The sequence below is a fragment of the Alkalinema sp. FACHB-956 genome, from assembly GCF_014697025.1.
Classification (GTDB): Bacteria; Cyanobacteriota; Cyanobacteriia; order Leptolyngbyales; family Leptolyngbyaceae; genus Alkalinema.
In genome coordinates this window covers 47605-71234 of sequence record NZ_JACJRC010000003.1, presented here as the reverse complement: position 1 = coordinate 71234, position 23630 = coordinate 47605, and the positions used below count along the sequence as shown (strand labels likewise).

Below are 23630 nucleotides of genomic sequence, written 5' to 3'. Positions count from 1 at the left end.
TGCCTTAAACTTTAAGTTGTTTTTTTAAATACATTTTTAGCTGTTCTTCAATCTTTTCAAATTGGTATTGTTGTGCTAATTGAAGAATATTTTCAGTAAACACTTGGTAGCGAGAATCTTGCTGCTGCACGTCTGTTACGAGATTGGTAAACTTTTTGAATCGCCCCTTTTGTGCTAAAGTCAGCAATTCCTCTAAGATGACAAAGGATGGAAGAAGCACCTCAGTAGAATCGGAGTGGAGCCTGTTTTCGTCAGCCTGCCCTGACGTTTCATAGATCCAAGTCAGATGTAAATGCTTTTCTAGGAGTTGAAATAGTAGGTTGGCGGGAACGGGTTTGGGCAAAAAGTCGTTCCCGCCTGCCTGGATCGCCATTTGTTGATCGGCTTGGGCAACAGATGCAGAAGACACGATCATTTTTAAATGTTTGTATTGATCGGATTGCCGGATTTGCTTTAACAGTTCCAGTCCATCCATAACTGGCATCGCAATATCTGTGATAACCAGGTCGGGCTGATTGCTCTGAATCTGATCCAGTCCTTCCTGGCCATTTTCGGCTTCTAGGAGAGTGAAACCAAGTGGCTCTAGGAGATTGATCAGCACAGCGCGATTTTCCCAGCGATCATCTACGACCAAAATCCGATGCTTCTCGCCGTGGTAACTGATCATTCGATCGCCATTTGCCAACGTTCCTTGTTGTTCTACCCAGTCTTCCGCTAGGGGGAGAGTCACAGTGAAGTAAAACTCGCTCCCCTGACCAAATTTGCTATTGACCTGGATAGTGCCGCCCATCAACTGCACGATTCGTTGGCTAATGGCTAAGCCTAGCCCTGTCCCTTCTGACTGTTTTTGCCGATCGCCGACTTGTTCAAAGGCGTGAAATAACTTCTGGCGGTCTGTTTCGGCAATTCCTACCCCAGTATCGATCACTTGAAAGAGTAAAGACACCTGGTCATGGGATCGATCTAAGACATCCACCCGCAGCGTGACCGATCCTCGATCGGTAAACTTAATCGCATTCCCTAATAAGTTGATCAAGACCTGTCTCAGACGTTTCTCATCTGCTTCGATGCCCTCCGGCAAGCGAGAACTGGGCTGATAAAGAAAGTCAATCCCCTTATACTCTGCGCGAATATTACACATTTCCACTACGCTTTGGAGCAGGGAGGGTAAGTGTAAAGCAGTCGGGGTGAGTTCCAGCTTGCGGGCCTCAATTTTGGAGAGGTCAAGAATATCATTAATTAAGTTCAGCAGGTGAGTGCCACATTGGTAAATAATGTTGACGCCCTGTTGTTCTTTGTCTACCAATGTCTTGCTTCTGCCTAGAATTTGGGCATAGCCTAGGATGCCATTGAGCGGGGTTCGTAGCTCATGACTCATGTTGGCCAGGAAGTCACTTTTGGCGCGGTTAGCCTGATCGGCAAGCAGGGTTGCTTCCTTCAGCTTGGCAGTACGTTCTTCAACCCGTTTTTCTAAACTGGTAAAGGAATCCTGCAACTGACGGCTCATGTGTGTAAAGGCAGTAGCGAGTTGCCCTAATTCATCCTGGCGTTGGGTATCCAGTTGAACGTCAAAATCTCCCTTGGCGAGTTGTCTGGTCGCACTCAGGAGACTGGTTAAAGGCATTGCAATCTTTTGTCGCAATACAATATATAGCAGGATGACCTCAATGAGTAGCGAAGTCAGTCCGAGCAGGAGCACAAACTGTGACAAGGCACTGGCTTCTTGGCGCAGGAGGGCTTGTGGGTAAACGGTAATCAGGTACCAATCAGGCCCCTTTAACTTGGCGATCGCAAGATATTCACGATCGGTGGAGTTATAAACCACCGTTGCAGCTTGCTGACTTTTCAAGGCAAAGTCAAACGTTCTTTGGAGATGGGGATTACCTGACGTTTGAACTTTGAGTTTGCCTGCCTCCGCCTGAATCCGTTCCATCCAGTCTGGATGGGCGATCAGTTGACCATCGGCCCGCACAAGCAAATTGTAGGCTCCTTCGATGCGATCATTGATGGTGCGTTGCAACAGATTCGTGAGAACAATGTCATGACCAATTGTGCCTAGGTGTCTTCCCTGGGGGTCGTCAATCGGGGTTTCGGCAGAGACCATCCATACTTGGGCGACCGGATCAGAATAAACCCCAGTCCAGAGCGTTTTGCGATCGGGATTGTGGCTGTAATCCCCTAGGTAGGCCCATTCTTCATCAGGGATATGCAGGTTAGACGCAGCTTTAATTCCCCAAGCAGCCCCAGGCCAAAGAACAATATTGGCTCCTTCCGGCAGACTAATGTAGGTATCTAAAAAACGATTGCGCCAACCGGCTGCATACTTTTCGACAAAATCGTAGGATAATACCATCCTTTTTTGGAAGTCCGCATCTAGTTTGACACCCCGCCCCACAAAGGCCGTTGGGTAGCGTTCGGTATCAAAGCTTTCTGGGGCTGTTCCTTCGGGTACATTTCGCACAGTCCCATCGGCCCACCGATAGAAATACTGATTAAATTTTGCTGACCAGTCGATCGCAGACTTGCCTGTGAATTGTTTCAAAAAATCCTGACGCAACAGAGCGTGATTATCTTCTGCTAAGACAAAAATTTCCTCTTCCCGTTTGCCTCGCTCGGTAATGTACTTGGCTAGCTGTGTTTGAGTGTCCCGATCCAGCTGGGACATCAAGTGTAAGTAGCTAATCCCTGAGATCACCAGAACCACAAATACTAGCCTAATGGCCATGTTCAAAAGGGTAGTGATGCTAAGGGAATGCTTGTACCCTTTGAGATTTAAGTGGTTTTTCAACCTAAGTATGGGATGCCAAAGTATGGGATGCCAAAATTTCATTGAAAGTCTGCACGCATCGCAAGAATAACGAGAAAAGCCTACATAGAAGAGGCCCAATCGCTGAAGTTAGATTACTTGATAGTTCCCAATTGTGGCATCAGACTGATCAGGTTGGCTGTCAGAAGTTGATATCTCGTTGTGGCCAATCTGCCTCCTGCGTCCTGAAAGTCGCGATAAGACCTGCCACCGGAGAAGGCTCAGGTTACGCCAGCGGAAGATTAACCTTAAATTCAGTTCCTAGTCCAAGTGTAGAAGTACAGAATATTTGCCCTCCATGCTTTTCTTCTACGATTTGGCGGGCGATCGCCAATCCTAAACCGGTTCCTTTGCCCACAGCTTTCGTAGTAAACAAATGATCGAAAACTTTTGCTTTGATCTCTTCAGCCATCCCTTTGCCATTATCCCGAATCGAGATTTGTACTTGGTTGTCAAGTAAGGTCGTCTGAATGGTGATTTGTTGGGGATTCGCTTCTAATGCATCAAAGGACTGGGATTGAGCCATTTCATCAAACATATCGATCGCGTTGGCAAGAATGTTCATGAAGACCTGGTTGAGTTGACCTGGGAAGCACGGAATTTCAGGAATTTCCCCATAATTTTGCAGGACTGCGATCACGGGACGATATTCATTGGCTTTGAGCCGATATTTCAAAATTAAGAGGGTGCTATCGATGCCGTCGTGCAGGTTGGCTCTGACTGTGTGTTCTTTATCAGCACGGGAAAAGGTGCGCAAGCTGGTACTGATGCCTTTGATCCGATCAGTTGCGCCTTGCATCGAATTGAGCAATTGAGGTAGATCTTCACGAAGGAATTCTAGGTCAATCTCATCAGCATTGTCTTGAATGGGAGCAGCGGCATGGGGATGATGTTGCTGATAGAGTGCTAGATGTCCCAGTAAATCTTGCACATACTCTCTAGTATTGTTGATACTGCCATTGAGAAACCCGATCGGGTTATTGATTTCGTGCGCAATCCCTGCAACTAGATTGCCGAGGGAGGCCATTTTTTCACTCTGGATGACTTGGAGCTGTGATGCTTGTAATTCGGCTGTTTTCTGGGTAACTTCTGCCTCAGCCAGCATTTTTGAACGTTTGAGGTAGGCTTGTTCAGTGGTTTGAATGTACATTAAAACTGCAATCAAACTGATGACAAGAACTAAGATAATGCCTGCAATTCCATCTAAGAGCTGAAGTTGGGACTCAATATTTGTATGGGGGATGACGAGGGAAACCGACCAATTAACCTCTTTGAGCGGCAAGAAGACAACATACTTTTGCTCACCATCTAGCGTTGTGAATGTGATCCCCTCTTTTCGATCGACCATTTGTTGAGCAATGATCGCTAAGTTGGGATCTACGGATTGGGTCAAACTGGGCGCAGGCCTCTCTAAAGTGGACATGAGACGAGTATTGGGATGGGTAATGGCCTCTCCTTTGGAATTCAGCGCAAAAGCATAACTGCCTTCCCCATACTTGAGGGTTTGAACCACCTGAGTAACATTGTCTACACCCACCGGTGCATTGACCACCCCTACAGGCTGTCGGGTTCTGCCTTGCGTGAAGTCTGACCAAATTGGTGCAGCAAAAACAATGACCGGTTTACCCGTAACGCGAGAAATAATGGGGTCGAGCACGCTGGCTTGGCCTGCCATGCCTTGCTTGAAGTGAGGTCGATCGTGCAGGCTCGGATTGTTGGCTCCTTTGAGGAGATTGTAAAACTTGCCGTTAGGGTCAATAATGCCGAGGTAAGGTAGGAACGTGTTGAGACGCTGGTATTCTGATTGAAAATAAGGCTGTATAGCCTCCCAATTCATGGTTCGAGTAATGGGTGCGTTGGCGATCGCGGCGGTTTCAGATTTCCTCAAGGCAACCCATTGATCAATTGTCTGAGCACTACTTTTGACATCTAAGACTACTTTCTGCTTGAGGTTTTCTAGCATAGCGTAGCGTACTGTCTGGTAGCTGAAGTAAGCTGCCACACCCACAACGCATACCGTGCTACCCAGCAGCAGACGAGTGATCAGACTGCGTGAAAGATGAGATGTGGTGAGTAATCCGGCAATCGATAACGCTTGCTTGCTAGGCTGAATTGGGTCATTGGATAGGGGTGACATGGGAATGATCCGCTTCATGGGGGTCGCATTAAGTTATTTTATTGTTCCCCACTTAGCTCGCTGATAAAAGCAATTCTCCTGGAAAATTTTCAGTGAGTATTACAACTGAGTATTACAACAAGATTTGGAAAGTCTTGCTATGACAAAAGTTGGGCCGTACAAGGATGCGCCCCCCACCGATTGTCGTTAATCATCAACCCTGATTCTACTAATATCGTCATCTCGGTTGACTTGATTGAGCTGATACTTGAGTGATTGACTTGATTGATTGACTGGGCTGATGATGGAGGTAGTTGGGCTATCAGTCACAGCGACTACCGGGGATGCTGACAACGATTCACTGACTTGTGTGTGCACGGTAGCGTCATCAAGGAAATTGCGATCGTCGTAGGGTCGATGCAGGGTCGATCGTTTCCTGAATGGCTTTTGTACAATTTTACAGATGGTTGACAATACAAAATACCAGCATTCTAGAATGCTGGTAGCAGGATCAATCAAAAAGTTTAGTGATTAAGCTGGAATCTTCTACCCCTAACTCGGTGGCTAAAAATTCCAATTTCTCTGAGTGAATGTACAGAAATTACGAAGTGTGGTTGTAAACTTGGCATCAGTAATTTGATTGTGTGATCAAGCTAAACTTCTAAATTATTCTCCGCTATTAATTTCTGTTTAGCATGAATGCTACGCATATGTTTTTTTACCGTGTTGGGTGTAATGGTTAACTCTGTAGCAATTTTTTTATAGGTTGCGTTAGCACGATGTAGCAACCAAATTTCTTTCTCACGGGCAGTTAATCCATATTTCTGGGCTTCTTCTAAGGCGATATTTTTAATCGCCTGATACTGATCTTCCACAATTAACAACAGACAAGGGTATTCAATATGCTCTAGATTGAACCAGCGTGCTCGGACATGCAGTGTGGTAGATTCATCCGTGAAAATTTCAGATTCAATTAACCAATGTTGATTGGGAAAAAGACTGCGACTGCGAATTAGGGATTGACAAATATGCCAAATTTCTTGAGGAATGTGTAGACGAGATCGATCGGGGTTGAGTTTTTCTAAAATCCGTCTCGCTTCCTCGTTGGCATAAATGAGTTCTTGGCGATCGGTCAGAATAAGGATGCCATTAATCAATTCTGCAATGACTTCTTGGGGTAATTGGGGATTGGGCTGCAAGCTGGCAGAGGGATTGGAAAATAGCCGTTGGGCCGTGGATGGAACAGGTTGCACTCGAACAGAAGAGCTTTTGGAGTGAGATAAACCATTCATTTTAATTTGCCTTGTTTCAATCTAGTCGTTTATGTACCCTGATTGCATCGTGCAATCCCAATCGCAAATCAACTAATCAACTAATCAACTAATCAACCATGTAAGTAACGGCTTGAAACGGATATTTTACGCTTCACTGAAGTTCTAGGAAATTTTGGTATTCCGCCTGCATCAAGTCACTAAACGATCGATAGCGATCGGCTCCTGGAAGCCAATCCCCAAAGAACCAAGCTTCCCATTCTCCCTCCTCGGTAACGACCTGGGGATTGAGTAAATAAATCGCAGAATCACCTTTACAACTAATTTCTAAAGCGGTGTGTAAATATTCCGATCGTAAATTCATACAATCTTGCTCTTCTCCATAAATAAAATAGATCTCATCGGGAATGGAAAACTTTTTTCTACTACATTCCAAACCATTGACTGACATGTAGGAATGATGGGGTTCTAATCGTTGTTGTTGTTCTAGAAATGAGTCAATCCAGTCAGGATGTCTTACGCTTAACCATTCAATTTCCTGGGTAGACCAGAGCTGATAGATAAACGGTGTTGTTTGACGCCAACCATTTGTGACTTTCAGGAATTCCCGGTAGGAGGGAGGGAGGCTAATGCCTAAACGATTTTCCGCATGGCGAATTTGTTCTTCCGATGCCCCAGGATATCCTAACCAGTCTGCTTCAATGATTTCCGATGGGAGTACATCCGGTTCATGTCGTTTAGACTCAATGATTGCCCGACTCCAATGTCTTAAAAACCCTTCCCATTCAAAAGTATTCATCGTTTTTGTGATGGATTCTATATAACTTGTAAAAGAGGAACATTGAAGCTCCCAGGTTGTGCCACTCCCTCCTGTAACTCTGCCAGTACTCGTAGTCGATACAGACCGGGTTGTAGGGTCATTTCAGGCAAGAGCGCGGTGTAAGTGAATATGCCATCTACCAAGATGCCCGATCGCGTCAAATCTAGGGCTAGAAGTTCTCCACTGTCCCGATCGTGAATCACGGCATGGACTCCATAGGACAATGGTTGCTGGGTCATGGCTGTGGCATCTTGCCCCGCCAATTGTAGGTGTACTTCCACAGCAAAGGGCTGCTGACTGCTCAATGCTTGGGGCAAAATTCGTGATTGGCGCGTGATGATTACACCTTCCGGTAAGAAGGGTGGCTGAAAAACCTTCAGTTGGGAAATGACCAACGCAATGCCTCCAACCCTGGAAACCGGAACTCTGGGAGGAGGAACGGTGGATTCCGCAGAAGATTCCGCAGAAGATTCTATTGAAGAGTCTGCGATCGGAACGGCTCTCGTCGCTTCTGAGACGGAGTTTGGCCTCGATTGGGAAATCTCCTGTGGAGCGGATGGGATGGGCAAGGGTGGGACTTCCACCGATGGTTCTTGTGGTGAGGGTGCCACCGGTACTGCTGATTCTGTAATTGCTGACTCTGTAATTGCTGACTCTGTAATTGCTGACTCTGTAATTGCTGATTCCGGTGCTTCGATCGAGGTCAAATGTTCCGCTGGCCTAGGTTCTAGAGATTGTTTAATAGTGGAGGCTGGAGGTGGTGGAGATGATTGCTGTTCTATGACTGGAGGCAATTGCATCAAGTTATGAATTACATCTTGCATCAAATCATGCAAATGTTGGAGCATCCATTCCTGTCCCTGTTGTAAATCCATTCCTGTCCAGGTATGGGTTTGAACAGAGTGTTGGTGCTTGATGATACTTCGGTATTCTATTCCTCTCCCAGAGATTCGGTGATCAACTTGAACAGTCAATGCAACGATCGGTTGCCAAGGGTTTCCTGAAGGTATAGCCCCTACAGCCCCTACAGCCCCTATATTGACATTCTCCGCACTCAGTTCAGTCACCTCCGTGCGCGACCATTCTGTTGGTAGAGAGGTCGTTGGTAGAGAGGTCGTTGGTAGAGAGGCCGTTGGTAGGGATGCTGGTGCTGGAGAGGGTGGAGTCAGGCTTGGGGGATCCGGATCTTGAGGGGATTGGACATCCCTAGATAATTCAGCAGCTAATTCAGCATCTACGATCGACTCGCCTTCCTCCTGCTGTAATAGAACTTTGGCTTGGTCAATCCAGTCGCGAATTTCAGTTTGATGGATGGGATGCCCTGCTTGTCGCAGTTCCTCCTCGATTTCCTGGGCAGAAGCTGCGGCTAATTCTTCGATCGTTCGAATGTTCAGGATTCGACGGAGCCATCCTTGCTTAACATTGCCAATGCCTTTGATGTGCTTCAGTCTGTTCCGACCGAGGGTGTCCCCAGGATTGGAATGATTTTCGGTAGGTTTAGTCATTGCTGCTTCCCCATGACTGCGGGGTGGATAAGAAAATTTGCAGGCACTAGTAACCTGCAAACATTGTGGTTGCTCCTAGGGTATGGAGGAGCATCTGGCTAATGAAGCTGAGAAGGGCTTAAATCACCGCTCTCAAGACGGTTGAATCGGCTGGAATCTCAACGCAGGTTGATCGCTCCAGACCTAGGGTTGCAAGGGTAATGGCCCTTGGTACACTTGGAAACGAATTTCCCCAATGTAGCCATAACCATAGATAAAGCGACCGCAAGCATGGGCGCTGGGCCCGATCGTAGCCGTTGCTGCCAGCTCGTAGTATCCCGGTGTCAGACCCAATTGCTGGGGCGTTCCCACGTACCGAATCAGATACCGGAAGCGATCTTTAACCGTGGTGATGGTGACATCTTTATCGGTTTCAATGGCTAGCTTGCCAAATCCCTCAAAGGCAAAGTCGATATTAATATCGGTTCCGAGGCACATTAGAAGTTCCGTTAAGGGACTCCGATCGAATTCGACACAAACACCCACCTCCATCGGTTCATTGAGATTCACAATGTAGGGGGATCCAGTGGTTCCAGGCAAATCAGGTCTGACTTCCCAAGGATAGGGAACCGTCCCTCCCCAACCCTTGGCATAGAGGTAATACATGTGGAAGGAGCTAGAACCCAGAATATGCTTGGAATAGGTTTCAGTAGCTGAGTATTGGGGCCCTTGGGGCAGCAATGCCGCTGGGGGGGCAGGAATGCTCTCTACTGGTACAACATCAACAGTTAATCCATCTGGCATAGTAATATCCTCAAGATCATTTTGAGTGATTGTGAACGCTTGCAAAGGTTCGTAGAATTAGCGTTTTATCTTGACTGAATTGGAATTCTACGGTGTGTTGCTTGCGAACTAATTTGATCATGGCAGAGAGCTTCTAGCCTGGAAATTACCCCCATAGGATACTCTTTACTACTCAGCGTTCCCCGATCGAGTTAACTAGATATAGAGCTATCCATCATTAAAAAATTGGTTGATTGGTAGATATAGTGTTAATTCAAGCATTAATTTATCTCTGAAAAATGTGTAAATGTCTTTTGGACTGAGGACTCCATTTTTATATTGCGTTTACAAAAAAGCCTTGTCTCTAGCTGATTAACAGCAAAAAAGTATAATTTCCGGCTAAATAGGGTTGAATTAAGCTTTTTGAATTATTCTTTTATGAATTTAGGCTCATTCAGAATTTCTAGCTTGATTTTTCGAGTGATATGTATTTCTCATGAATGCCTGATTCCATGGATCGACCTCAACAGTTGCTCAAAGTACTGAGAGAAAATACTGGATAGGCCATTTGTCTACTCTCTCTATCAACTGGTTGAGATTGGCTTGTTGAATCGACTTGTTGCGTTGGTTGTATCTTGGTCATCTCATAGTTTAGAGAGGGCTAAATTATGATATAAAAGTGAGCTTTTGCTATGAAAAATTCTGTGTCTGCGTCTGACTTGCCTCCTGTTGTTGCACAGTCTTCTTGCAATGAGCCATCTTCTTTTTTGTCATCGCTTAAACAACCCTCTTTATTGTTAGATGTAATTGAGGATTTGCTGAATGGAATCTTGCTATTAACAGAACAAGGTCATTTGATTTATCTCAACCACTATGCCCAACAAATTATTCGAAAACTCAATCCTGCTGAATCCGTCGAGATAGTTCTCCCCAAGGAGATTTGGCATGTTTGTCAATCGTTAATTCAAAGTCGTACTTTATTTCCCAATCAGCGTTGGCTAATGGAGTCGGAGGTCTTAGTTGATGCGGATATTGTTCTTCATATTCGTGTTCAATGGATTAACTTGCAGGAAATCGATCGTCCCTGCTTATTGCTCGTATTGAAAGACCATCAATACTTGATGCGAAATGTCATTCTTGAAGAGACACAAAAGTATGGTCTCACTGCTAGAGAACGGGAAATTTGGGGTCTTTACCGTGCCAACCATTCCTATAAGGATATCGCCAATGAGCTAGGCATTACGCTGCATACTGTTAAGAAGCACATTAAAAGTATTCGTGCTAAACAAAAAAAGTTCTTAATCTAGATGAGCACATGACTCTGTAAATTGCTGTAAGACAGGAAGAACGTTTTCTAAAATACGATCGTGGTTACGAGTGATGATGCAGTTTGAGCTGATTTGCTGGTTGCAATTGATGATTTCGGCAAGGTTATCTGCTACTACAGATTTGCAGAAATCACCCCTTCTCAGAGTGGGCTAGGTAGGAGGGGGGGAGCCCTACAGATCCCAGTGAGAATGCAACTTTCGTGCGATATCCCTGAGATGCTTGCAAAGTTCTGGCCATGGGTTCAAGCCTTGGTTCAAGCCTTCAAGGTCAACCTGAGAAAAGTAGGGTACCCAGGATGGGTACCCTCGGCAGGCCAAAATACGAGGTGATCAATTTTATTGTTGACAAAATAAAGAATTTGAATAGATCCTGTTGAACCACCCGCCCTCTGAGAAGTCTGTAATGCCCAAAAAGAATGACACAATAGAGATTGAATCACTCAACCCACCCTGGGATGACTCATTAACAGGATGACTGACTGTCGATGCGATTTCCTACTTCCTTCTGGCCCCTTCGATCGATCGGGGGTTCTCCCCCACGCCGCCGCCTAGTTCTAGAAGACCATTACACCTGCCCCGTTTGCCGCCATGGCCAACTGCGATCGATGGTGATGATGGATGCCTTTTCCTGCGAGTTCTGTCGGCAACTCTTCACCGCCAACCTAGAACAACAGATCATCCGCCTAGAAGGGGGCTTGCAACCCATGGGCTGGCGCTGGCTGGGCCACCGCTGGCAACCCTTGCACCAACGGAACTCGGATATCACCGTTCTCGTTTGGCTGGCCAGTTTTGTCTTCCTGCTCATTCCTGCTGAACTCATTTGGCTCTGTGCCTACATTTTCCCCCCGTTGGAAGGCTTAACCTGGCGATCGTTTCCCATGCTGTGGGGAGACGTGACCTTTGGGCTGCATTGTCTGATTGCCGCTTGGCTCCTAGTCGAGCATTATCAACTGCCTGCCTATGTCGCTTGCAAAACTGGTCTGCAACGGCTGCGCGATCGCTGGCAACAACGGGAAAATTGAAGGAAGTATTAAAAGTTACAAAGCAAGACTTCCTTTGCGCAAGACTTCCTTTCCGCTGGAGACCCGATCGCCCATGGTATCCTCTGCTTCTGATCAACCCTCAACCGATCCCAAGACCCTCTCCACAGGCCGTAACCCTGTTGTCTTAGTCCATGGCATGTGGGATACCTGTAGCGTCTTTGGCAAAATGACCACCAACCTTCAAAAACAGGGCTGGACGGTTTACAGTTTGGATTTAATTCCTTGTAATGGCGATGCTTCCCTGGAAGAGCTGGCGCAACAGTTGCAGACCTTTGTAGCCGCAAACCTTCCTGCCGATCGCCCCTTCGATCTCGTCGGTTTCAGCATGGGTGGCATTGTGAGTCGCTACTATCTGCAACGGCTAGGCGGATTGGCACGGGTCCAACGGTTTGTGACGATCGCCTCCCCCCATCAAGGTACCTTAATCGCCTATGGCAGCCTGCGACCGGGAGCGATCCAAATGCGACCTAACAGTGTCTTTCTCAAGAGCTTAAATGAAACTCTTCAGCGATTGGCGCATTTGAATTTCACCTCCATCTGGACACCCTTCGATGCCATGATTGTGCCAGCTCACAGTTCCGTCCTATCGATCGCCCAGAATGTTTCGATCCCGGTGCTGGTTCATGCTTGGATGGTAAGTGACGATCGGGTGATCTCTGCTGTTTGCCAAGCGTTGCAGGAAGACCTTCGATCACCACAAGCTCATCCTCAAACTGAACCCGATACCACATCCCGATCGCCAATTTGCTCGTAGTCCTGACTGCCAAAAATTGCCTCTGGGTGAACGTAGTATTTAAATTCCAGCACGTTATAAAACGGATCTTCTAGAAAAAACGTCATATGTTCCAACGGTAGTCCCGGAAAGCGCCGCTTGGCTGTCTCGCGGAACCTTAAGCCCTGGGCGATCGCGCGATCGAGTAACGCTTGCCAATCCGCTTCACTGGAGAAAATTAACCCAAAGTGGCGGGGGTAGATCGCCTTTTGGGGTAACAGAGGCTCCTGGGTCATATGGGCTACCAGTTGATTTCCCCCTAGATTCAAAATCACACAATGGCGATTTTCCCGCCCTAACCCACAGCCCAACCCATCGACATAAAAGGCTTTAGTATCGGGAATATTGCTAACCGGGAAAGCAACGTGAAACATCATAGAATGCAGTACCGTAGAATCCATAGTTCGTGGTTGAGGGGGATTGCAATCTGGTATGGATGACGTTTGGTATAGCAGGCTTTTATTACCACTGAACTTGCTAAAGCTTCCATAAGATATCGTGTATCTAGCAAATATATAAAGTATAGTGCTGATATACCAAATGCGCCTCAGTTAAGTGCTCTCAACACTCCACTGAGACGACTTCCCCAAAAAGTTGAGATCACAACTTAAGGAGCAACTTCATTATGGTGCGAGATCCGGAAAAAGAGCCAGAACGTTAGAGTGAACCTATTATGGCTAATTATGGCTAATAGTCCAAGTGGCTAATAGTCCAGCCGAAGCTCAAACAGAATGCCAAAAACGTGCGGAGCGATACAATTTGGAGCTTGAATCGGTTACTGAACCTCGCAAGATTGAGGATCGTCCCCAGCGATACGACTGTAACTACAAGGAGAAAGAGTAATGGCTGTTTTGAACTGTGTTAAACCGGGCGCGAAGAAGGGACAAACAATTTTGCTAGTGGACTTGACGACTTCCGGTGATAGTGACGCTGTCATGACAACCTTACAACGATTAGGCTATACGCCGGAAATCCGTCATGTTAGCTATAAAACTGGGGTTCATGTCCTAGCTGTACTGAAGGATGAGCAGCATGATGGGATTCCAGAGGATTATCTGATTGATGAATGGATGCAGTTGCGTTCAGAAATCAATCCTGATGCTGTTCATCTCTGGTACGGTAAATAGGGATTTAAGTGTTTTTTGTCTCTGATGGCGTATGTGCTGAGATTTTCAATTCAACTGTGAAAATTGTGAGTTATTGGGATTCTGCCATTCCATGCCGAACTTTTTACTCAACCCTTGGCTGACGGGCATCGCAATTAATTTTGCGCTGCTAATCCCCGCCTACCTCTCCCCCAAAAAGTTGCTCACCCCAGAAGGCATCATCCATGCTTGGGTTCTGGGCGTGCTGCTCTACGGTTGTTTGGGGTGGCAGGGCTATACGCTGATGATGGTGTATTTTCTGTTAGGATCCGCCGTTACCCGCATTGGCATGGCAGAAAAAGAAGCAGCGGGCATTGCGGAAAAACGATCGGGGGCTAGAGGGCCAGAAAATGTTTGGGGGTCAGCGTTAGTCGCAACGATCTGCGCGATCGCCTTTTGGATGCTGAAGGTTTGGAACTATCGCGAACTGATGCAATTCGGCCAGTTACCCGCTTGGGCGACCTTGCTGCCCCCCCTCCTGCTGCTCGCCTACACCGCAAGCATGGCCACCAAGCTGTCCGATACCTGCGCTAGTGAAATTGGCAAAGCCTACGGCAAACGCACGTTTCTGATCACCACCTTAAAACCTGTCCCTCGGGGAACCGAAGGAGCCGTCAGTCTGGAAGGCACGATCGCGGGAATTATGGCATCTTTGGTCATTGCCCTGGTGGGTTGGGGCTTAGGCTTAGTGCCCCATCAGTACCCGATCGGGATTGCCATTTGTGTCCTAGCGGCATTTGTGGCGACGAATCTGGAAAGCGTGATTGGGGCAACCTTGCAAACGCAGTTTTCTTGGTTAACGAATGAGTTGGTGAATGTGATTAATACTTTAATTGGTGCGTTAGTTGCGATCGGGCTAGGTGTGCTGCTTTTTCATTAAGCCGCCTAACCCTCCCATGGCTCACCTTTAAAACTCCACAATCACCTAACACTCCGCAATCACCTAAAACTCTACAATCACCGGAGTGTGATCGCTCGGTTGTTCTAACTGACGGGGGGCTTTGTCGATCGTGCAACGAATTGCCCGATCGTATAAAGCCGCCGTAGCGTAGTGGTGATCGATCCGCCAACCTGCATTCCGCCGGAACGAAGCAGCCCGGTAGTCCCACCAACTGAAATGCCCGCCTTCCGAGGTGAATTTGCGGAACACATCCTGAAGGCCGATCGATAACACTGATTGCAAGGCTTCCCGTTCCACATCTGAGGACATAATATGAGTCTCACGCTTTTTAGGATCGTGAATATCAATATCTTCTAACGCAATATTGAAATCACCGCAGACTAACAGATCGGAATCAGTTTGTAACAAGGTTTCTAAATACTGTTTCAGCAGTTTTAGCCAACGTAACTTGTACTCATATTTCTCACTACCGATCGCCGATCCATTGGGCACATAGAGATTCACCACACGCACACCGTTGATGACTGCACTAATCACCCGTTTTTGATCATCTAAATCGCCCACCAGATCCGCCGATAACACGCCAGAGAATCCCAAACGCACATCTTCGATCGGAGATTTGGCAATCAGCGCAACGCCGTTATAACTTTTCTGACCGTAGATGTAAGTCTGATAACCCATCTCCTGGAACGGTGCATGGGGAAAGGATTCATCCACCACTTTGGTTTCCTGCACACAGAGGAGATCGACTCCGCTGGTTTCTAACCACTGCGTTGCATGGGCAAGGCGAGTGCGAATTGAATTCACATTCCAAGTGGCAATTTTCATCGGCAACCCATTCGATCGCATCGATCGCAAATACAACCTCAATACCCTACCGAGGAGTGGGCCTCAGGGCAAGCGATCGCCCCACCGGGTCAACCCCTTGCAAGGCTATCCGCTAAAGATCTGCACAACGGTGCGAAGCCTAGAGAATTTGCCGCAGCACTTGAGCGACTTCACGAACGGACTGATAGCGATCTTGAGGATTCGGCTCAGTTAACTGACGCAGCAAATTGACCATCTCCGCACTGAGTCCTGACACACGTTCAGGATAGAAGCGATAACCTTGTTCTGCATGGCTATAGAACTGACTGGGATCGGTTCCAGATAACAGAAAGGCTAAGGTCGTTCCCAACGCATACACATCACTCAACGGCAAAATCTGATGCGCTTGAAAATCGGGAGCCATGTAGCCGATGCCACTAAAATAACGATCAGTCTTCCAGCCCAAATGCCGCACCGTTCCCCAGTCAATCAACGTGATGGATTGCCCCGATCTCAACACCGATCGGCGGATTAAATGCTTCGGCTGAATATCACCATGCACCACGGGTTCCGGTTGATGGTGCAAGTAGTCTAATATATCGCAGACCTCCAAAATGCAGGAGATGGCCTCGACCGGAGGCAATGGCCCCCGCTGGGTCACATAATCCGCCAGGGATTGGCCATAGACCATCTCCATCACACGATAGGGGTGGCGATCGCAGGTTAAAAAGTCAAATTCTCGCGGGATGCCAGGATGATTCAGCGATCGTAGGACTTGGGACTGTTCCTCAAACCGTTTGAGGGCTTCTGGCTGAGCTAGCCATTCTCCATTGAGGGTTTTCAGAATCACCGTTTGGCCATCGCGCCAAGCTAGGTAGGTAATCCCCGTATCCCCTCGGCCTAGTTCCTTGAGTACTTGATACAGGCCGACGGTTTGTAAGACTTTGACAGGTTTGCCAGTGGTGAGGTCAAAGAGTTGATCATCACTCACCGCCTGACTGCTAGCCTGTTCCCCCAATTTTGCATCCGTCTCGTCTGCGAGGGATTCCGTCGTTTCTCCTTCGTCATCCACAAGTCGAGTAAATTGATCCACACTCTGTTCGCTCTCCTGGGCAGGGCGATACTCCGATCGGGGGAGGGGTATGGGGCGCAGAGGGGGTGGCGGGGGTGGCGGGACAGACCGCACTTCTGCTCCTGCGCCATGGGTCACAACCGGTTTAGCTGTGGGAACGATTTGTACCTGGAGATTAGGGCCCGATCGAGCCAAGCGAAACACCATGCCATGCTGAATCGGTACCCGGACAATCCGCTTTCCGTCAACGTAGGTGCCATTGGCTCCCAAACTGACAATTTCCCACTGTCCATTGGTACAGCGCAGTTCCACATGGTGGCGCGAAACCACCGCGCTATAAAGAATCACTTGGTTATCCGTCGATCGACCGACCCGGATAATGGACTCGTGCTCGAACGACCAGCTTTGAACTGGCGTTGATTGCACTGGATGCAGCAGAGTCAGAGTAATCACACGATTATCTCAGCGAAACACAACTGGAGAACGAATATTGAATCAAATATCACGAATTTTGCTTTCTGAAGGCATTATTCCCGATAATCTACTGGTTGGAACTCAAAGTTGGAACTCAAATAATTCAAAACAATAACTCAAATTAAATCGGTATTTTGAATAAATTCAGTGAACGATCGGTATAGTTTGCATGAACAGCACGCTTGCCCAACTCATCCTAACCTAGCAGTTGGTTTCCGAACCGCAGAGTCCGTCAATTTTCCAGAACTGACGCACTGGATGCTCAAACGCTCGATCTCCCCCCAGGCTCTCTTAAAAAGGTAAAAACTCCGAGGGCCGTTGTTCAGGGAAGATCGAAAGAGCTGAGGGACGGGACGAACGGGAAATCGTTAAAGGAATTACGTGAGCTGAAATAGAAAGGTGACTTTATCCCCCTTGCCCAGGGAGACTCGATCACCTGGACGCAGGCGGTAGCGGCTGCCCACCGGTAAGGGCGAGTTGTTGACATAGGTGCCGTTGGAACTGCCCACGTCTTCTACAAAGTACACATCCCCCTCCACGCGAATATCTGCATGGATCCGAGAGACGATTTCGGAATTGGGAAAGCCGGATACATCAATATCGGGGGGGATGCGATCGTTGGGCTTGCCAATGTGAACCACGGGAACCCCCTGGGGTAACTCAATCACCACATTGGTTTGTAGGTGCAGCAACTTAGCGGTTTGCATTTGTAGCTGAGTATGGCCCTCAGGCACTCTCCCTTGAGACAGGTTCAGGGTGGGGCGCACTTCGACGGGCGGCAGGGGCGCTGCGGGAGAAGCCTCGCTTGGGGCATTGGCTACGGGAACGGGTGGGGGCGGAACCGCCACGATCGGCTCGGGAATGATGATGGGATCCGGAGGGATGAGATCGGGAAATGCAGCGGCGATCGCATCCGGGTCTAGGGGCGGTGGGGGTGGCGCAGAAGCGGCAGCGGCCACTGGTGTAGAAGCTGGGGTGGAACTTGGGGCGGAAACTGGTGTAGAAGCTGGGGCTGCGATCGTTTGCAGATTAAACCCACACTGACCGCAGAAACTGGCATCTGATTGAATCGACGCACCACAGTTGGGGCAGGAGGATAGGGTCGGCAATGGGGTAAAGCACGACTCACATTGCACAGCACCGGCAGGATTTTGGTGGTTACAGTTGGGACAGCTAATCATGATCAAACTAGGACAGAAGGATGCTTAAGTACAGAGAAATTATGTGCAGAGAAATTACGTGTAGAGAAACTACGTGCAGGGTAATTTAAGTACAGAGAAATTTAAGTACAGAGAAATTTAAGTACAGAGAACTTAACATTACCGAGCAGCCAAGCGAAGAATTACCTCAAAAAATCAGAGTCTTGAACCGGAAATCAAAGTCTTGAACAGGCGATGTATTGAATTAGGCAATCTAGGTTCACTAGGTAATCTAGGTTGACTAGGCAATCTAGGTTCACTAGGCCATTGTCTCTGGTAGCCCCTGTGCCGCTGCTTGATCCATAATCCACCAAAGTTCACCCTGGGGTTGAATGAACCGAGATGGATATAGAAAGTCATCCGCTTCCAAGGCAAAGACGTGCTGCAAGGCTGCTTGTTTATTTGCACCTGCCAACATAAAAATGACGCTGCGGGCGGCATTAATCAAGGGAATCGTGAAGGTTAATCGAGGTTGGCCGGATTTTTCCCCCACGGTGATCCAGCGATCGCGCACTTGCAGTGCAGCGGTACCAGGAAATAACGAGGCCGTATGGGCATCGTCCCCCATGCCTAATAGAATCACATCCAACGCAGGCCATTCCGTAGGGGGTGAATCGGCAAAGTAGGTGGTGAAGAAAATGCGTAAATCAGCTTCGTGCTGAATGGCGGCGCTGGCAGGATCCGCAAACTGGGTGGGCATGGGGTGAATATTTTCGGAGGGTAAGCCGACCCGATCGATCCAGGCTCGTTTCACCATGCGGTAGTTACTATCCGGATGGTCGTAGGGGACATAGCGCTCGTCTCCCCAAAAGAGATGAATCTTCTCCCATGGCAAATTTTCTGTGGCCAGTTGTTCGTACAACGGCTGCGGGGTACTGCCCCCGGAGAGGGCGATGGTTGCGATCCCCCGCTCTGCGATCGCCGTTTGTAAGCGCTCTACGATCAATGCCCGCGATCGGGTAACCACACCTGCCACATCTGGCAAAATTTCAATTCTTCCTGCTGTGCCCATTGATTCGCCCTTCCCACAATCGCGATTTGACAGCGCTTTTGACAGCGCGATTTGACAGCTATTCGACAGGATAGCTAAGAACGCTAGGGTTGTCCCGTTGTCCTCTTAGAATTTTAAGGATCCGGACAGCGATTGGGCTGATCGTTTTTCCAGCTAACTGCGGAATACTCTTAAGTGTTTCCTACGGGTTTCCTAGGATGATTTTGAGCCAGTTGGCTGACCCGATCGGTTCATACCGCAGAGGAGCAGAGCCGTTGGCCAAGATTGCCCATTGAGCTCCTTTCGCACTTTTCCCGGATGTTTCAGGATGCTGTATCGCGGCATGGCGAATCTACCCGATCGCACATCGATCGACCTCAAAGGCCCGCAAGACCTGCGTGCGCCCACGAAGCAACTGCCCCAACCCCTCCGTTACTGGCGCTGGGTTAAGGTCTTGACGTGGTTACTCGGAGATGTGGTGTCGCTGGCGATTTCCTGGGGGATTGCCGTTTTTCTCAACCAGTTTTATTCTCCCTTGCCGCCGCAATTGGATTGGGGGCTGTGGCTGGGCTTGCCGGGGCTGTTCTGGGCGTTCGCGGGCATTACCTTGGGCGTTTTTGCCTGGGGCGGACTGTACCAAGCGACAGCACGGGCAAAGGACTATGTGCGATCGGGCCAATTGGTCAGCCTGGTTTATCTCCTCTCCCTAGTCAGCCAGTATTTCTATGATCCCAAACTCGCGCCGCCCCGATCGTTGGTGATGACTGCCTGGATGAGTAGCATTGTGCTGGTGGTGAGTTTTCGGCTGCTATCCAGCTTGATTTTGCAGGCTCTGGAACGGTTACAAGCACCGACGAAGGTCTTTTTAATTGCCCCAGCGGCGCGGTTGCCCAAATTAGCCCGCGTCCTACAACGACAACCGCGCTATCGCATTGTGGGGGCGGCCTTATCCTCCATGGCCACCAGTCAGGCCATTACCCGATCGATCTTGGCCTCCGGCACCCAGGAAGTGCTAGCGGAAAGTTTGCCACAAACGGAATTGGCCTCGCAGCTTTACTGGCAGTTGCGGCGATCGGGGATTGTGCTGCGGCTGTTGCCCTCCAGTGTGGAAACGTTGCACCGTCGTGGCGTTCCCGAAATTTTTGCTGGAGTGCCCACCCTGCGTCTAGAACCGCCTTTGCTAACGGGCTGGGACTATCGGGTCAAGCGCGGGGTGGATATGGTGGGCGCATCCCTCGGTCTCATCTTGCTGTTGCCGTTATTTGTTGGAGTTGCGATCGCGCTGAAACTCGACTCCCCCGGCAGTATCTTCTTTCGCCAGGAACGCATTGGTCTCCATGGCCACCCCTTCCGGATTTGGAAATTCCGCACGATGTATCGCAATGCCGCCCAACTGCAAGCGGCGTTGGAAGCCCAGAATCAGAGCCAAGATGGCATCATGTTCAAACTGAAGGAGGATCCCCGCGTCACGCCGATCGGTCGATTTTTGCGTCGCACCAGTTTGGATGAATTGCCGCAGTTATTTAACGTGTTGCTGGGTCAGATGAGCTTGGTTGGCCCCCGTCCGCTTCCCTTGCGAGATGTGGAACGGTTTGATGAATGGCACCATATCCGCCACCAAGTGCTGCCGGGAATGACGGGCCTGTGGCAGATTTCTGGCCGATCGGACATTGATGAGTTTAGTGACGCGGCTCGCCTCGATTTGTATTACATCGATCACTGGTCACTCAATTTAGATCTAGAAATTTTGCTCCAAACCATCAAAATTGTGCTTTTTGGAAAAGGCGCATACTAGTCTGCTGCTACTGCCCTGTCAGGTAATCTCCATGCCCGAATCCCCCATGCCCGATTCCTCTATGCCCGATTCATCTGCCCCCGATTCTGCTGCGGCCCAAACGTCTGCTTCCCGTCCGCTCTTGGCACTCTTGACCGCAGCACTCTACGCACTGTTCACGCTGCTCCCGGATAGCAGTACGGTGGTGGTGTCTTGGCCGTGGGTGTTTATTTGGCAGGTGGCGTTGCTCTGTCCGGTGCTGTGGCTGCTGGGGCAAGGGTTGCAAACTCGACGCTGGCTTCCCCTAGGGCAGGGGTGGGATGGGATCGCGATCGCCGCGATCGTCACGATCGTCCTGTCATCCATCACCGCAGTGTTTCCTACCCAAGCGCGCTGGTATGGAGCCGCAGCCCTGTGTTTAATTGCGACGCTCTACGCCCTGAATCACTGGCTGACAACCACACACCGAAGGATACAGCTACTGCAATGGCAAGGCTATTTGAGTTTGGGGTTTATTGCCACGAGTTTGGGGTTATGGGCTAGCCAAACCTGGTTGCCTACGTTACAACGGCTGCAAGCGCTCCAGCAAACGACAGGCGTTTCACTGCCGTTCAATTTATCGGTGTTGGAAAATCGGAATTGGGCTCCGATCGGCCATCAGAATTATGTTGCGGGTTATTTACTCCTAGCGATTCCGTTACTGATTGGGCTGGGGCTAGAAAATAAGGGCATGCGCAAATGGCTCTGGTGGGGTGGTGCAGGATTAGGTTTCCTGGATCTCTATACAACGGCATCCCGGAGTGCGTTACTCACGGTGGTTGTCGTTCTTGTTGCCTTGGGGGCTGTGCACCTAACTAGTCAAATACAAATTCGCCAAAAGGTTCAAGCGCCGGAGCAAGGGCCAGACCCTCAACTCTCCGATCGCGTATACGATCTCGGAAGGGATCACGCCCTCGATCGTCTGCCCAAAACCGCATTACCCAAGCAATATGTACTCGCTGGGCTGGGCATTGTTGGCTTAATGCTGGCACTAGTGGTCAGCACCGGTCGTCTCCAGGGAATTTTTCGCGCCCTTCAGGGGGGCTATGTCCCCGGAGAATTTGGCTATCGGCTGATTACCCTGGTGACGGGCTGGAAGATGGGGCTAAGCCGTCCCATCACCGGACAAGGGTTGGGATCGGTGCCATTGCTCTACCAACAATACCGACCGGATTGGGCTGGACAGGAAGCAGAATGGGCTTTTCAGCTGCATAGTACCCCAGCGCAGCTTTGGGCAGAATTGGGTTTGCCGGGACTGGGGTTGGGGGTTGCCACGATCGGACTATTGGGCTTCCAATGGTGGCGCGATCGCGATCGGCATTCTCCCTTGATCTATTGCCTATTCGCAAGTCTGTTTGCCTATGCATTACAAAGTCTGAGTGATTACCAATTGGATAACCTCTGTATCAGCGGCATGATTGTGGTGATTCTCTCAGTCATTATTAGTAGTTGCCGCAATGGTTCCAGTGAATTATTTGCAGAGGATCAAGAGAATGAATTTTCAGACGTTCGATCGCAGGGTCGTTCTAGAATTTCTACAATCATTCCGATCGGAGCTATTAGCGCATTACTACTTGTGATTGTATCCCTCTGGCCGATTTACCAGGGTTGGTTATTGTCCAGCCAGGGATTCAATGCCCTACAGCAGGTGGAAACTAGCAAAATCCCGGAAGAGAAACAGGCATTTTTCGATCGTTTTGTGCAGTCCCTTACCGATGCCACCAAAGTTGCGCCGTGGGAACCTTACTATGCCTACCAATTGGCTTGGAATCTGGGGGATGTGGGCCTAAAAACCTCCAATCCGCAGTTATTGGAACAGGCGATCGGCACGTTCCGCAACGCCAATCAAATGACGGCCTCCCAGGAATTTGGCCATACGAATCTGGGCTGGCTGTTACTCAATCGCGAACCCAAAGCAGCTGCCCAGGAATTTGCCCAAGCGGCGAAGCTGCTGCCTGCGAAGCGCGGTGTGCTCTATGGCTTAGGCTTGAGTTTGCTCTACGACAATCAACTGGATCGTGCGATCGAAGCGATCGCCCTGGAAGTCATCCGTGACCCCAACTTTATGGCCAGTCCCCTCTGGCGCGATGCTAAACAAAAACCCTTATTTGACCAAGTGCTGAAACGATCGGAGGGCATTCTGACTGATTTCTTGAGTCAAGCACAAAATGAAATACTGATTCAATCACTACGGTTCTATCGCAGTCGAGTGCGCTGGTGGATGGGTAATTTAACCGGAGCGAAGGAAGACGCTCAAGCCAGCAACTACAAACCATTACAAGCGGCGATCGACCTTGCTAACAATCAGGCCCTCAGTGATACCTTGAAAGCAGAACTGTCACCCACCTTATCCGCGACGATCGCAGCTTGGACACAACCGAACCAACGCCCTGAGCAACTCACTGCCGCCTGGGTCAATAGCATCTCAGATGCGCCACCACCAGGCATGATGGAGCAATTGCAAGCCTCTATGGAACGATCGGCCTCCTTTGACCAATGGATTAAGCTCAATGCTCCAGCCAATCCAGCCCGTCGATCGCGGGTCGGGTTTGGTGTGCTCAGTCGTCATATTGACGGCCCCCTGCCCAGCGATTTTCTCACCGTATCAGATAACGTCGGTACTACGGTATTAATGCCCGATGTCTTTCCGCGTATATTTTACGATCCACAACTGGATACCCTGCTAGAGCCCTTGCAAACAAAGCTGGTCGAAGCCGTCTCTCCCAAGTCCCGCGATCGCTAGATGACGATTTGACTGAGAATGTTCATTTTCCCATCCACAAAAGGCATACTTTGACTAGGCGG

At 49.1% G+C, this 23630-nt stretch carries 18 protein-coding genes; 7 read left to right on the top strand and 11 right to left on the bottom strand.

From position 1 onward, the window contains the following. Positions 1-4: 4 nt before the first annotated feature. The 6 genes from H6G21_RS05505 to H6G21_RS05480 form a co-directional block, all read right to left on the bottom strand. Entirely contained in the window at positions 5-2665 is a 2661-nt protein-coding gene (locus tag H6G21_RS05505) for a hybrid sensor histidine kinase/response regulator (protein WP_190571375.1), read from the bottom strand. Between the two features lie 367 nt (positions 2666-3032). Continuing rightward, complete coding sequence (locus H6G21_RS25605) at positions 3033-4961, bottom strand: ATP-binding protein (RefSeq protein WP_242041669.1); 1929 nt, start codon at positions 4959-4961, stop codon at positions 3033-3035. Between the two features lie 614 nt (positions 4962-5575). Beyond that, positions 5576-6214: a LuxR C-terminal-related transcriptional regulator gene (locus H6G21_RS05495; RefSeq protein WP_190571373.1), complete on the bottom strand. Its 639-nt coding sequence runs from the start codon at positions 6212-6214 to the stop codon at positions 5576-5578. 133 nt (positions 6215-6347) lie between these two features. Further along, positions 6348-6992, bottom strand: coding sequence for an SMI1/KNR4 family protein (locus H6G21_RS05490; protein WP_190571370.1), 645 nt, complete (start codon positions 6990-6992; stop codon positions 6348-6350). Positions 6993-7009: 17 nt separating this feature from the next. Beyond that, complete coding sequence (locus H6G21_RS05485) at positions 7010-8518, bottom strand: hypothetical protein (protein ID WP_190571368.1); 1509 nt, start codon at positions 8516-8518, stop codon at positions 7010-7012. A gap of 183 nt (positions 8519-8701) precedes the next feature. Further along, positions 8702-9301, bottom strand: a complete 600-nt coding sequence (locus H6G21_RS05480) for a hypothetical protein (protein ID WP_199307046.1) — start codon at positions 9299-9301, stop codon at positions 8702-8704. 671 nt (positions 9302-9972) lie between these two features. Here H6G21_RS05480 and H6G21_RS05475 point away from each other — a divergent pair. The 3 genes from H6G21_RS05475 to H6G21_RS05465 all read left to right on the top strand — a co-directional run bounded on the left by H6G21_RS05475 (position 9973) and on the right by H6G21_RS05465 (position 12405). Next, positions 9973-10587, top strand: a complete 615-nt coding sequence (locus H6G21_RS05475; RefSeq protein WP_190571366.1) for a helix-turn-helix transcriptional regulator — start codon at positions 9973-9975, stop codon at positions 10585-10587. A 506-nt stretch (positions 10588-11093) separates the two neighbouring features. Beyond that, positions 11094-11630, top strand: coding sequence for a hypothetical protein (locus tag H6G21_RS05470; protein WP_190571364.1), 537 nt, complete (start codon positions 11094-11096; stop codon positions 11628-11630). Next, positions 11569-12405, top strand: coding sequence for a triacylglycerol lipase (locus H6G21_RS05465; RefSeq protein ID WP_242041668.1), 837 nt, complete (start codon positions 11569-11571; stop codon positions 12403-12405). The genes H6G21_RS05470 and H6G21_RS05465 overlap by 62 nt, the downstream gene beginning before the upstream one ends. Here H6G21_RS05465 and H6G21_RS05460 read toward each other — a convergent pair. Further along, on the bottom strand, positions 12360-12809 hold the full coding sequence (locus H6G21_RS05460; protein WP_190571950.1) for a VOC family protein: 450 nt from the start codon (positions 12807-12809) through the stop codon (positions 12360-12362). The two genes, H6G21_RS05465 and H6G21_RS05460, sit on opposite strands and share 46 nt — an antisense overlap. Before the next feature lie 456 nt (positions 12810-13265). On the opposite strand from H6G21_RS05460, the gene H6G21_RS05455 reads away from it, so the two are divergent. Further along, entirely contained in the window at positions 13266-13550 is a 285-nt protein-coding gene (locus H6G21_RS05455) for a hypothetical protein (protein ID WP_190571362.1), read from the top strand. Between the two features lie 91 nt (positions 13551-13641). Then, positions 13642-14448 (top strand): TIGR00297 family protein, encoded by an 807-nt coding sequence (locus H6G21_RS05450; protein ID WP_190571360.1) that lies wholly within the window; start codon positions 13642-13644, stop codon positions 14446-14448. 63 nt (positions 14449-14511) lie between these two features. Here the strand turns inward: H6G21_RS05450 and xth are convergent, their stop codons facing one another. From xth to pgl, 4 genes are all read right to left on the bottom strand, one after another. After that, positions 14512-15297: an exodeoxyribonuclease III gene (gene xth / locus H6G21_RS05445; protein WP_190571358.1), complete on the bottom strand. Its 786-nt coding sequence runs from the start codon at positions 15295-15297 to the stop codon at positions 14512-14514. 139 nt (positions 15298-15436) lie between these two features. After that, entirely contained in the window at positions 15437-16801 is a 1365-nt protein-coding gene (locus tag H6G21_RS05440; RefSeq protein WP_190571356.1) for an FHA domain-containing protein, read from the bottom strand. 398 nt (positions 16802-17199) lie between these two features. Next, positions 17200-18003, bottom strand: a complete 804-nt coding sequence (locus H6G21_RS05435) for an FHA domain-containing protein (protein ID WP_190571354.1) — start codon at positions 18001-18003, stop codon at positions 17200-17202. 277 nt (positions 18004-18280) lie between these two features. After that, entirely contained in the window at positions 18281-19033 is a 753-nt protein-coding gene (pgl, locus tag H6G21_RS05430) for a 6-phosphogluconolactonase (protein WP_190571352.1), read from the bottom strand. 307 nt (positions 19034-19340) lie between these two features. Here pgl and H6G21_RS05425 point away from each other — a divergent pair, with 307 nt between their 5' ends. Together H6G21_RS05425 and H6G21_RS05420 are read left to right on the top strand one after the other, a co-directional pair. Further along, entirely contained in the window at positions 19341-20807 is a 1467-nt protein-coding gene (locus tag H6G21_RS05425) for a sugar transferase (RefSeq protein ID WP_242041666.1), read from the top strand. A gap of 31 nt (positions 20808-20838) precedes the next feature. After that, positions 20839-23568, top strand: a complete 2730-nt coding sequence (locus H6G21_RS05420; RefSeq protein ID WP_190571351.1) for an O-antigen ligase family protein — start codon at positions 20839-20841, stop codon at positions 23566-23568. Positions 23569-23630: the final 62 nt, after the last annotated feature.

Bases quoted from the DNA above. Each gene is read 5' to 3' on its own strand.
- H6G21_RS05505 (WP_190571375.1), bottom strand. From the start codon at position 2,665: ATGTCCCAGCTGGATCGGGACACTCAAACACAGCTAGCCAAGTACATT.
- H6G21_RS05475 (WP_190571366.1), top strand. From the start codon at position 9,973: ATGAAAAATTCTGTGTCTGCGTCTGACTTGCCTCCTGTTGTTGCACAG.
- H6G21_RS05420 (WP_190571351.1), top strand. From the start codon at position 20,839: ATGCCCGAATCCCCCATGCCCGATTCCTCTATGCCCGATTCATCTGCC.
- H6G21_RS05465 (WP_242041668.1), top strand. From the start codon at position 11,569: ATGTCGCTTGCAAAACTGGTCTGCAACGGCTGCGCGATCGCTGGCAAC.
- H6G21_RS05480 (WP_199307046.1), bottom strand. From the start codon at position 9,301: ATGCCAGATGGATTAACTGTTGATGTTGTACCAGTAGAGAGCATTCCT.
- xth (WP_190571358.1), bottom strand. From the start codon at position 15,297: ATGAAAATTGCCACTTGGAATGTGAATTCAATTCGCACTCGCCTTGCC.
- H6G21_RS05485 (WP_190571368.1), bottom strand. From the start codon at position 8,518: ATGACTAAACCTACCGAAAATCATTCCAATCCTGGGGACACCCTCGGT.
- H6G21_RS05450 (WP_190571360.1), top strand. From the start codon at position 13,642: ATGCCGAACTTTTTACTCAACCCTTGGCTGACGGGCATCGCAATTAAT.
- H6G21_RS25605 (WP_242041669.1), bottom strand. From the start codon at position 4,961: ATGAAGCGGATCATTCCCATGTCACCCCTATCCAATGACCCAATTCAG.
- pgl (WP_190571352.1), bottom strand. From the start codon at position 19,033: ATGGGCACAGCAGGAAGAATTGAAATTTTGCCAGATGTGGCAGGTGTG.
- H6G21_RS05455 (WP_190571362.1), top strand. From the start codon at position 13,266: ATGGCTGTTTTGAACTGTGTTAAACCGGGCGCGAAGAAGGGACAAACA.
- H6G21_RS05490 (WP_190571370.1), bottom strand. From the start codon at position 6,992: ATGAATACTTTTGAATGGGAAGGGTTTTTAAGACATTGGAGTCGGGCA.
- H6G21_RS05495 (WP_190571373.1), bottom strand. From the start codon at position 6,214: ATGAATGGTTTATCTCACTCCAAAAGCTCTTCTGTTCGAGTGCAACCT.
- H6G21_RS05425 (WP_242041666.1), top strand. From the start codon at position 19,341: ATGCTGTATCGCGGCATGGCGAATCTACCCGATCGCACATCGATCGAC.
- H6G21_RS05470 (WP_190571364.1), top strand. From the start codon at position 11,094: ATGCGATTTCCTACTTCCTTCTGGCCCCTTCGATCGATCGGGGGTTCT.
- H6G21_RS05435 (WP_190571354.1), bottom strand. From the start codon at position 18,003: ATGATTAGCTGTCCCAACTGTAACCACCAAAATCCTGCCGGTGCTGTG.